A 9,877-nucleotide genomic window follows, 5' to 3' on the forward strand; every position below is an offset into this window, starting at 1 on the left:
CTGAGCGTAGTCGAAATGTTACAAACTTTTTAGCTTTTCTTCCAAAATCGCAATTTTATCCTGCGCATCTTTTTGTTTTTTACGCTCGCTTTCTACCACTTCAGGTTTTGCGTTGGCAACAAACTTTTCGTTGGAAAGCTTTTTATCAACAGAAATCAAGAATCCTTTTAAGTATTTTAATTCTTCTTCTGTCTTGATTTTTTCTTCTCCTAAATCTAAGTTTTCACTTAACGGAATTGAAACTTCCGTAGAGCCAACAAGGAACGTGAAACTTGGTTTATCTGTTTTGACTCCGAAATGAATTTCAGAAATATTGGCTAATTTCTTAATTACAGGTTCATTGGCAAATTCTGAAGCATTGGTATAAATTTCAGCAGCTTCTCTTGGTGAAATTCCTTTTGTCTGACGGTAATTTCTAACGCCTGAAATAATTTCTGATGCCTTTTCGAAGTTTTCAATAATATCTTCATTAAATCCTTCTACTTTTTTCTGTTGAGCAATAACCAAAGCTTCATCGATACTTCTTTCCGAAATCAATTGCCAGATTTCCTCTGACTGAAAAGGCATAAACGGATGAACCAATTTCATCAATTCTTCAAAAAGAGAAACTGTTTTATTATAAACTTCTTTAGAAATTCCTTCACCATAATTTGGTTTAATAGCTTCAAGATAAGAACCACAGAAATCATCCCAAATTAATTTATAAATTAAATGTAAAGCATCAGAAATTCTGAATTTCTCAAACTGATCGTCAATTTCAACAATCGTTTTATTTAATTTATTTTCAAACCATTCGATAGTCTGAATTTCTGTTGCATTTGCCGGCTTATCTTCATGATTCCACATGTTGATCAAACGGAATGCACTCCAGATTTTTGTCATGAAATTTCTTCCCTGAAGCATTAAATCTTCATCAAAAAGAAGATCATTTCCAGCCGCAGAACTTAACAAAATACCTACACGAACTCCATCTGCACCATATTTATCCATTAATTCTAAAGGATCCGGTGAATTTCCTAAAGATTTTGACATTTTTCTTCTCTGCTTATCTCTTACAATTCCTGTAAAATAAACATTTTTGAATGGAACTTCTTTTCTGTATTCCAATCCTGCCATAATCATTCTTGCAACCCAGAAGAAAATAATATCCGGACCTGTTACCAAATCTGAAGTTGGATAATAATAATTGATTTCTTCATTATCCGGATTATTCACACCGTCAAAAACAGACATTGGCCACAACCATGATGAGAACCATGTATCAAGAGCGTCTTGGTCTTGTCTCAAGTTTCGAGTTTCGAGTTCTGGGTTTCGAGTTTTTTCTTTGGCTAAAGCCAAAGCGTCTTCAATGCTTTCAGCAACTACGAAATCATTTTCACCGTCCCCATAATAGAAAGCAGGAATTTGCTGTCCCCACCAAAGCTGGCGAGAAATATTCCAGTCACGGATGTTTTCCATCCAGTGTTTGTAGGTATTTTTAAATTTCTCAGGATAGAATTTTACTTCATCATCCATTACAACATCTAAAGCTGGTTTTCCAATCTCAGACATTTTTAAGAACCATTGAACAGAAACTTTAGGCTCAATAACCGCACCCGTTCTTTCTGAAGTTCCTACTTTATTTACATAATCTTCTGCTTTTAACAAAAGATTGTTTTCTTCTAATTCTTTCGCTATTTGTTTTCTTACATCAAATCTGTTTTTTCCAGCGTAATGCAATCCGTGTTCATTCAGATTTCCATCATCATCCAAAGCATCAATCATTGGTAACTGATGTTTTTGTCCGATTTCGTAGTCATTAATGTCGTGCGCAGGAGTAATTTTCAAAGCACCTGTTCCGAATTCGATGTCAACATATTCGTCTTCAATAATTGGAATAACTCTGTTAACAATCGGAACAATCACATTTTTACCTTTCAGGTGAGCGTATCTTTCGTCATTAGGATTGATACATACTGCAGTATCTCCAAAAATAGTTTCAGGACGCGTCGTAGCCACCGAAAGAAATTCTTCTGTACCTTCGATTTTATATTTAAGGAAGTATAATTTTCCGTTTTGTTCTTTAAAAATTACTTCTTCATCAGAAATATTGGTTTTCGCTTCCGGATCCCAGTTGACCATTCTGTAACCACGATAAATCAATCCTTTGTTATACAAATCAACAAAAGATTTGATTACCTGCTGAGAAAGTTTAGGTTCCATTGTGAATCGGGTTCTGTCCCAATCGCAAGAACAACCTAACTTTTTAAGTTGCTCAAGAATTGTTCCTCCGTATTTGTCGGTCCATTCCCAAGCATGTTTTAGAAATTCTTCTCTGGTAATATCAGATTTATTGATTCCTTCAGACTTCAGTTTAGCAACAACTTTCGCTTCAGTAGCAATTGAAGCGTGATCTGTTCCCGGAACCCAACAAGCATTGAAGCCCTGCATTCTTGCACGACGGACCAAAACATCCTGAATGGTATTATTCAACATATGCCCCATGTGAAGAATTCCTGTGACGTTTGGCGGCGGAATTACAATCGTATAAGGTGGCTTTTCGTTGGGCTCTGAGTGGAAATATTTGTTTTCCAGCCAGTAATTGTACCATTTCTGTTCTGTTTCCTGTGGATTATACTTTTCTGAAATCTGCATAAATTCTGGTTTCTTTAACTTATAATTTGCAAAAATAGTTTAAAGTAAAAAAATTTAAGCACTAATTAAAATAATTTTTAACTTTGTTTCTCAAAATTTATCTAACAAACATATTAACTTTCAAGAATATGAAAAATTTATTAGCAGGAATTGCATTATTCGGAACATTTGCATTAGCATCTGCACAAACAATTACATTCGACAAAACTACGTATGAATATGGTCAAATTAAACCAAATTCTGACGGTACAAGATTCTTTACTGTAACCAATACAGGAGACAAGCCTCTTATTATTTCTAATGTAAAACCATCTTGTGGATGTACTACACCAGAATTTAGCCAAGCTCCTATTGCACCTGGAAAATCAGCTAAAATTAAAGTTGGATACAACACTGCGACTGTTTCTCCATTCAACAAAATGATCGAGGTATTTTCTAATGACCCTGTAAACAGCAGAAGCGTAATTTACATTAAAGGTGAAGTAACTCCTAATGCTCCTGAACCAAAACCATTAACTGCTGCAGAACAAAAAGCAGCGGCTAAAGCTGAGAAAAAAGCAGCTAAAATGGCAGCAAAAAAATAATTTTTACTTAAAAAATTCTTAAACCGTCTCAATTGAGGCGGTTTTTTTGTTACATTTATGTTGTTAGATGTTAGATGTTAGATGTTAGATGTTAGATGTTAGAAAGTTAAGATATATTGAAATCTCATCATCATTTATCTATTGAATTAAATCATTAAATCATTAAATCATTAAATCATTAAATCATATAAAAAACATGGATAATAATTTCTCAGACGACTTTTTAATTAAAGGAAAATTTTCAATAAAAAAATCTTCCACAGAATATAAAGGGAAACTTACTAAAGAAGAAGGTGTACAATTACTAATTCAAGAAAAAGAAAAACTTAGAGAGCTTCAGGAAAAACTGTATGCCGACGGAAGCAAATCACTTTTAGTCATTTTACAGGCGATGGATGCAGCTGGAAAAGACAGTTTAATAGAACACGTTTTCGGAGGTGTAAATCCACAAGGTTGTAATGTTACGAGTTTTAAAACTCCAAGTTCTAAAGAATATTCACATGATTTTCTTTGGAGACATTATTTAGCTTTACCTCAGAAAGGAATGATCGGTATTTTTAACCGTTCTCATTACGAAAGTGTTTTGGTCTGTAAAGTACATCCTGAATATAATTTAAGCGAAAAAACTTGGAACTCTGTAAAAGATTTTGATAAAAAATTCTGGGAAAACAGATATGAAAGCATCAGAAATTTTGAAAAACATCTTGCACAAAATGGAACGACAATTATTAAAATTTTCTTGAATGTTTCTAAGGATGAACAAAAGAAAAGATTATTAGACCGCATCAACGAACAGGAAAAAAACTGGAAATTTTCGGCTGCAGATTTACCTGAAAGAGCTTTGTTTGACCAGTATATGGAATGCTACGAAACTGCTATTAATGAAACTTCAAAAGATGAAGCACCTTGGTATGTGATTCCCGCCGATAATAAGTGGTTTGCCAGATTATCAGCACTACAGATTATTATTGATACTTTAGAAAAAATGGATTTGAAATTTCCTGAGCTTTCAAAAGAGGATAGAAAAGGTCTGGATGAGGCTAAAAAACAATTGGAAAGTGAATAAATAAAGATGGAAGATAGAAGCAGGAAGATGGAAGATTAAAAATATTGTGTTAAAAACTTCCAGCATCAAGCTTCTAACTTCCAGCTTTTGAAAAAACCACGAGAAAATCTATAAGCCGGATTTTGTATCCCGAAAAGTCGGGATGCCTGTTATTTATCTACGTTTTACATTGCTGCAAAACTTGAGCTGATTACCCCTCGGCTTTCAGAGCGAGCCGCCCCTATTTTCATTACTGAAAAGAACCGATATACTTATCATTGCACCGCAAAGAGTTTACCTGGTTTCACTACAGCCGAACTGTACCTGCTTTCTGTTGCACTTGTCCTATCCTCACGGATGACGGATGTTATCCGCTTTGCTGCTCTATGGTGTCCGGACTTTCCTATCCTTGCCGAAACAAGAATCAACAAGCCGATTTTCTCGTGGCTGCAAAGATAGATAATTTGAAAATTCGGGAATGAAATAATTTGAAAATTTTTAATTCATTGTGTTTATTTGAAAAAATGCTTTATTCATTCATTTTCAAATTACTAAATTTTCAAATTGTCAAATTATATTATATCTTCGTACTGTTATACATTTATTTTGATTTCTAAAGAGAAAGAGTTTGCACAGCTTGTAAAAGATAATCAGGGATTGATTATTAAAGTATCGCGTCTGTACACCAATTCGCTGGAAGATGAGGAAGATCTTTTCCAGGAAATTGTTTTACAGCTTTGGCGGAGCTATGATTCTTTTAAAGGAAATTCAAAAATTTCTACTTGGATGTATCGTGTTGCGCTCAACACCGCCATTACTCTTTTTAGAAAAAAAAGTAAAAGTTTACAGACTAATGAGCTAGACATCAATCACAGAGATTTCGTTGAAGATGATGATGACAAACAGCAGCAAATTTCACTTCTTTACACCGTAATAAAAACCCTTCCAAACGTAGAAAGGGCAATTGTAATGATGTATCTCGACGACTTGCCTTATAAGGATATAGCCGAAAACTTGGGTATTACGGAAGTAAATGCACGTGTGAAAATGAACAGATTAAAGAAAATCCTTAAAGAAAAAATGGAAAAACATGCCTGAATTTGATTTAGACAGCTTTAAGAAAACCTGGCAAGAACAGCCTGTGAAACCGAAATACAACAATAATGAGATTCTGAAAATGCTCAATAATAAATCACGCAATTACATGAAATATATTTTCTGGATTAGTGTGGTAGAGTTTTTACTTTTCAGTGTTTTGGGTGTATTTTATCTTATACAAAATAATGAATCAGATAGTTTCTTGAGTATTTTAGAGAAAATGGGTGTTCATAAAGATAGCCAACTAATTACCAAACTTGATAATATTTATTTAATTGTAAAAATTCTAAGCCTTATAGTTACCGGATTTTTTGTATTTAAATTTTATCAAAACTATCGTAAAATTAGAATTGAAGAAGATCTTAAACTGTTTATTATCAGAATAATCACCTTTAAGAAAACAGTGAATGCTTTTATTTTAACCAATATCGGGTTATTATTAATCCTAATAAGCGCATTAATTGGCTTTACTTTTTACATTTTAAATGTTCAAAACATAGAAATAAACAGCTCGGCTTTTACCGGATTTATTGTTGGAATTGTAGTAAGTACAATATTGTGCGTTATCCTGATTTGGGTATACTACAGATTGGTTTATGGTATTATTATGAGCAGGCTCGATAAAAATTTAAATCAATTAAAAGAGATCGAATCTCAGGAAAATTAAGCCTTTTTAAGACTTGTTTTAAAGATATAATGCCTAATTTTATTGTATCAAATTAGCATTTTATGTCTTTATCTTATGTTCACGGAGCTTCCCGCATACCATTGTTGGGAGAAACCATTGGGAAAAATCTTAGAAATACTGTTGAAAAATTTCCGAATCAGGATGCTTTGATTTGTGTACATCAAAATTATCGAGCTACTTACCAAGAATTTTATAATCAAACCACTCAGGTTGCGAAAGCTTTAATTTATTTAGGAGTAAAATCTGGTGACAGAGTTGGAGTTTGGGCTGCAAACCGCTACGAATGGGTTTTGCTTCAGTATGCAACGGCAAGAATTGGAATTATTTTAGTCAACATTAATCCTGCATACAGAACGAGCGAATTGATTTTTGTCATCAATCAGTCGGAAATGTCTCATATTTTTTCATCACTGACATTTAAATCAAGTAATTATAAAAAAATGATTGCTGATGCAAGAGAGTTTTGTACCACTTTAAAATCAGAAACATTTTTCGATGAAACCTGGGAAAATTTTCTCAATAATTCAAAAGATATTTCAGATGAAACGCTAGAAGATTTTGAAAATAAAGTTGAATTTGATGATCCTGTAAACATTCAATATACATCAGGAACTACAGGCTTCCCCAAAGGAGTTACGCTTTCCCATCATAATATTCTGAACAACGGTTATTTTATCGGAATCCGTTTAAAATACACAGAAAAAGACAGAATCTGCATTCCCGTTCCTTTTTATCATTGCTTTGGAATGGTTATCGGAAATCTTTGCTGCACCTCTCACGGAGCTTGTATGGTGATTCCAAATGATAGTTTTGATCCAGAAATTACTCTAAAAACCGTTTCAGATGAAAAATGCACCTCTTTATACGGAGTTCCTACAATGTTTATTGCTGAATTGGCTGTGAAAGATTTTGATCAATACGATTTTTCGAATTTAAGAACCGGTGTGATGGCTGGTTCTGTTTGTCCGCCAGAGATTATGAAAAAGGTCGAAAACCTAATGAACATTAAGGAAATGAGCATTTGCTACGGAATGACCGAAACATCGCCTGTTTCTACACAAACTTTGATAGGAACACCTTTAGAAAAGCAAGTGAGTACAGTAGGAACCGTTCAGGATCATTTAGAAATAAAAATTGTCGATGAAAATGGTAAAGTTTTAAACCGTGGCGAACATGGAGAACTCTGCACAAGAGGCTATTCTGTGATGTTGAAATATTGGAACGACCCGGAAAATACAAAAAAAGTAATCGACGACGGAAGATGGATGCACACCGGAGATTTGGCTGTAATGGACAATGACGGTTATATCACAATTTCCGGAAGAATAAAAGACTTAATCATCCGTGGCGGGGAAAATATTTCGCCAAAAGAAATTGAAGATTTTCTTTATGTTTATCCTAATATTTTAGATGTTCAGATTATTGGAGTTCCTAGTGAAAAATTTGGTGAAGAAGTAATGGCTTGGGTAAAAATCCGTTCAGGATTCACAGTTACGGAAGAAGAATTAAATGAATACTGTAAAGGCAGAATTGCACATTATAAAATCCCCAAATATTGGAAATTTGTCGATGAATTTCCAATGACTATTTCAGGAAAAATTAGAAAAGTAGAAATGAGGGAAATTTCTATGAAAGAATTGGGTTTAGAAAAACAAGATCGTTAGTAATAAATTCATCAAAAACAATCAGCTTATACTATTTTATCAAAAAATTTATATACATCCGCTTTCAATCATAATAAAAATTTTAACGCAAATAGGGCAAAGATTTCTTTAAACAATTCGCTGTTTGTAATCTCGCAAAGGCGTTTCACTTAGCTAAGCTCATGAAGATTTTTTAATATGACAAAAAGCTGACAATCATAAAAAAATTAGTGTAAAATTAAAATCAACAAAAAAGCATTTCAGATTTTGAAATGCTTTTTCTATTTTAAAGTTCTTTTCTAAGTCTTGCAACCGGAATATTGAGTTGTTCACGATACTTTGCAATAGTTCGTCTTGCAATATTGTATCCCTGTTCTTTTAGAATTACCACTAAAGCATCATCTGTTAAAGGTTTTCTTTTATTCTCTTTGCTGATTACTTCCTGAAGATGATTTTTAATTTCTTTTGTAGAAACTTCTTCACCATCGTCATTGGTTAAGCTGTCAGAAAACAAATCCTTAAGGTAAAGAATTCCGTTTGGTGTATCTGCATACTTACTTTTAACTACTCTTGAAATCGTTGAGATATCAAAACCTGTAATATCGGCAATATCTTTTAAAATCATCGGCTTTAACGACTTCTCATCACCTGTGATAAAATAATTGTGCTGGAATTTAACAATCGCATTGATTGTTTGTAGCAAAGTATTCTGACGTTGGTTAATAGCATCGATATACCATTTTGCAGCATCTAATTTTTGTTTAATAAAAAGTGCAGCCTGTTTATGCTCTGATGACTTTTTATCGTGAGAATAAGTAGTTAAAATATCTTTATATTCTTCAGAAACCCTTAAAGTAGGTGCATTTTTGCTGTTAAGCATTGGGATAACCTGTCCATCTTTCACTTGTATTACAAAATCCGGAATAATTTCCTGATTGATTGTAATGGTTTGTGTATCGAAGTTTCCGCCTACTTTTGGAGACAATTTTGAAATTTCATCTAAAGCATCCTTCAAATCCTCCTCTTCAATATCATATTTCTGAATAATTTTATTGTAATGCTTGTTGGTAAGCGCATCAAATTGGTGTCTCAAAATATTGGCAGCTAAAGAAACCGCTTTATCAGAACTGATTTTTTTCTCAATCTGAAGTAAAAGACACTCCTGCAAACCTCTTGCTCCAACACCCGATGGATCTAGTTTCTGAATATAGTTTTCAAGGATATCTTCAACTTTCTCTTTGGTCGTATAAATCCCTTGTGAAAAAGCTAAATCATCAACAATCGCCTTTATTTCTCTTCTCAAATAACCGTCGGTATCTAAATTACCAATAATGTATTCAGCAATTTTTAGATCTTCATCATTGATGTTGACAAGGTTTATTTGCTCCATTAGATAGTCATACAACGACTGTCCTTCAGTAAGGAGGCTTTCATTATCAAAATCTTCATCATCCGCAGAATAGTTACTTGAAGCCGTTTTATAGCTTGGTTCATCATCATACAGATATTCGTTGACGTCGAAATCGGTTTCTATACTTTCCGTACCTTCACTTTCATAGCTTTCATCTAAAGTAGAGTATTCATCTTCTTTAGATTCTTCTTTTGCCACTTCCAGTGCCGGATTTTCTTCAAGTTCTCTTTCGAGTTCTTCCTCAAACTCCAAAGTATGAAGCTGAATCAACTTCATCAGCTGAATCTGCTGAGGAGCAAGTTTCTGTCCTAATTTAAGTTGTAAATGTTGTTTTAGCATATTCTACTTTGTGTTTGTTAACATAACATCTACGAATTTAATACTTTTTTTTCGAAAAAATCATCATTAGCACGATTTTTGTAGTATAAAATTTACAAAGCCAATACATAATGTGTTGGCATTTATTTTTTGTGTGGTATTGAAAAAAATTTAGTCTAATAAATATATTTCTTAGGAGCTTGTTCCGGCTATCCGCTATTACTCCTCACGCCGTTGCTTTTCCATCTCTAAATCCCTCCAACTCTCCAACTCAAGTTCCGGGGTAACCGCTTCTATCCGGGCTAGGAAATTCGGCATACAATAAAGATGGAATATAAACAGAGTTTTTAGTAATTTTTTCATTCGAATATTCATCAAATTTTCCCAGATTATAGATTGGAATTATTACTGTGAAGTGTACGATAACAAAAAAAATCTACAAAAAAATAGAAACTA

Annotated in this window: 7 protein-coding genes and 1 other RNA gene; 5 read left to right on the forward strand and 3 right to left on the reverse strand. The window is 33.4% G+C overall.

The genetic code is table 11. The features are described 5' to 3' along the window. Positions 1-18: 18 nt before the first annotated feature. Positions 19-2,634, reverse strand: a complete 2,616-nt coding sequence (locus OEW74_RS03495) for a valine--tRNA ligase (protein WP_265427173.1) — start codon at positions 2,632-2,634, stop codon at positions 19-21. Between the two features lie 128 nt (positions 2,635-2,762). On the opposite strand from OEW74_RS03495, the gene OEW74_RS03500 reads away from it, so the two are divergent. Together OEW74_RS03500 and OEW74_RS03505 are read left to right on the forward strand one after the other, a co-directional pair. Further along, positions 2,763-3,218, forward strand: coding sequence for a DUF1573 domain-containing protein (locus OEW74_RS03500; protein WP_265427174.1), 456 nt, complete (start codon positions 2,763-2,765; stop codon positions 3,216-3,218). 196 nt (positions 3,219-3,414) lie between these two features. Continuing rightward, on the forward strand, positions 3,415-4,284 hold the full coding sequence (locus tag OEW74_RS03505) for a polyphosphate kinase 2 family protein (protein WP_265427175.1): 870 nt from the start codon (positions 3,415-3,417) through the stop codon (positions 4,282-4,284). A 95-nt stretch (positions 4,285-4,379) separates the two neighbouring features. On the opposite strand, the gene rnpB is transcribed toward OEW74_RS03505, so the two are convergent. Then, positions 4,380-4,707, reverse strand: an RNA gene (gene rnpB, locus OEW74_RS03510) — RNase P RNA component class A. A 162-nt stretch (positions 4,708-4,869) separates the two neighbouring features. Here rnpB and OEW74_RS03515 point away from each other — a divergent pair. From OEW74_RS03515 to OEW74_RS03525, 3 genes are all read left to right on the forward strand, one after another. Continuing rightward, positions 4,870-5,361: an RNA polymerase sigma factor gene (locus tag OEW74_RS03515; RefSeq protein ID WP_074231294.1), complete on the forward strand. Its 492-nt coding sequence runs from the start codon at positions 4,870-4,872 to the stop codon at positions 5,359-5,361. Next, positions 5,354-6,028 carry a beta-carotene 15,15'-monooxygenase gene (locus OEW74_RS03520; RefSeq protein ID WP_265427176.1) on the forward strand — a complete coding sequence of 225 codons (675 nt, stop codon included), beginning with the start codon at positions 5,354-5,356 and terminating at the stop codon, positions 6,026-6,028. The genes OEW74_RS03515 and OEW74_RS03520 overlap by 8 nt, the downstream gene beginning before the upstream one ends. 62 nt (positions 6,029-6,090) lie before the next feature. Continuing rightward, on the forward strand, positions 6,091-7,713 hold the full coding sequence (locus OEW74_RS03525; RefSeq protein WP_265427177.1) for an AMP-binding protein: 1,623 nt from the start codon (positions 6,091-6,093) through the stop codon (positions 7,711-7,713). 265 nt (positions 7,714-7,978) lie between these two features. Here the strand turns inward: OEW74_RS03525 and rpoN are convergent, their stop codons facing one another. After that, complete coding sequence (rpoN, locus tag OEW74_RS03530; protein WP_265427178.1) at positions 7,979-9,442, reverse strand: RNA polymerase factor sigma-54; 1,464 nt, start codon at positions 9,440-9,442, stop codon at positions 7,979-7,981. Between the last annotated feature and the right edge of the window lie 435 nt (positions 9,443-9,877).

Origin of the sequence: Chryseobacterium sp. YIM B08800, assembly GCF_026163565.1 — a bacterium.
Classification (GTDB): Bacteria; Bacteroidota; Bacteroidia; order Flavobacteriales; family Weeksellaceae; genus Chryseobacterium.

What these genes read in the sequence shown, in the direction of transcription:
- OEW74_RS03520 (WP_265427176.1), top strand. Translation starts at nt 5,354, where the DNA reads ATGCCTGAATTTGATTTAGACAGCTTTAAGAAAACCTGGCAAGAACAG.
- OEW74_RS03495 (WP_265427173.1), bottom strand. Translation starts at nt 2,634, where the DNA reads ATGCAGATTTCAGAAAAGTATAATCCACAGGAAACAGAACAGAAATGG.
- OEW74_RS03505 (WP_265427175.1), top strand. Translation starts at nt 3,415, where the DNA reads ATGGATAATAATTTCTCAGACGACTTTTTAATTAAAGGAAAATTTTCA.
- OEW74_RS03525 (WP_265427177.1), top strand. Translation starts at nt 6,091, where the DNA reads ATGTCTTTATCTTATGTTCACGGAGCTTCCCGCATACCATTGTTGGGA.
- rpoN (WP_265427178.1), bottom strand. Translation starts at nt 9,442, where the DNA reads ATGCTAAAACAACATTTACAACTTAAATTAGGACAGAAACTTGCTCCT.
- OEW74_RS03500 (WP_265427174.1), top strand. Translation starts at nt 2,763, where the DNA reads ATGAAAAATTTATTAGCAGGAATTGCATTATTCGGAACATTTGCATTA.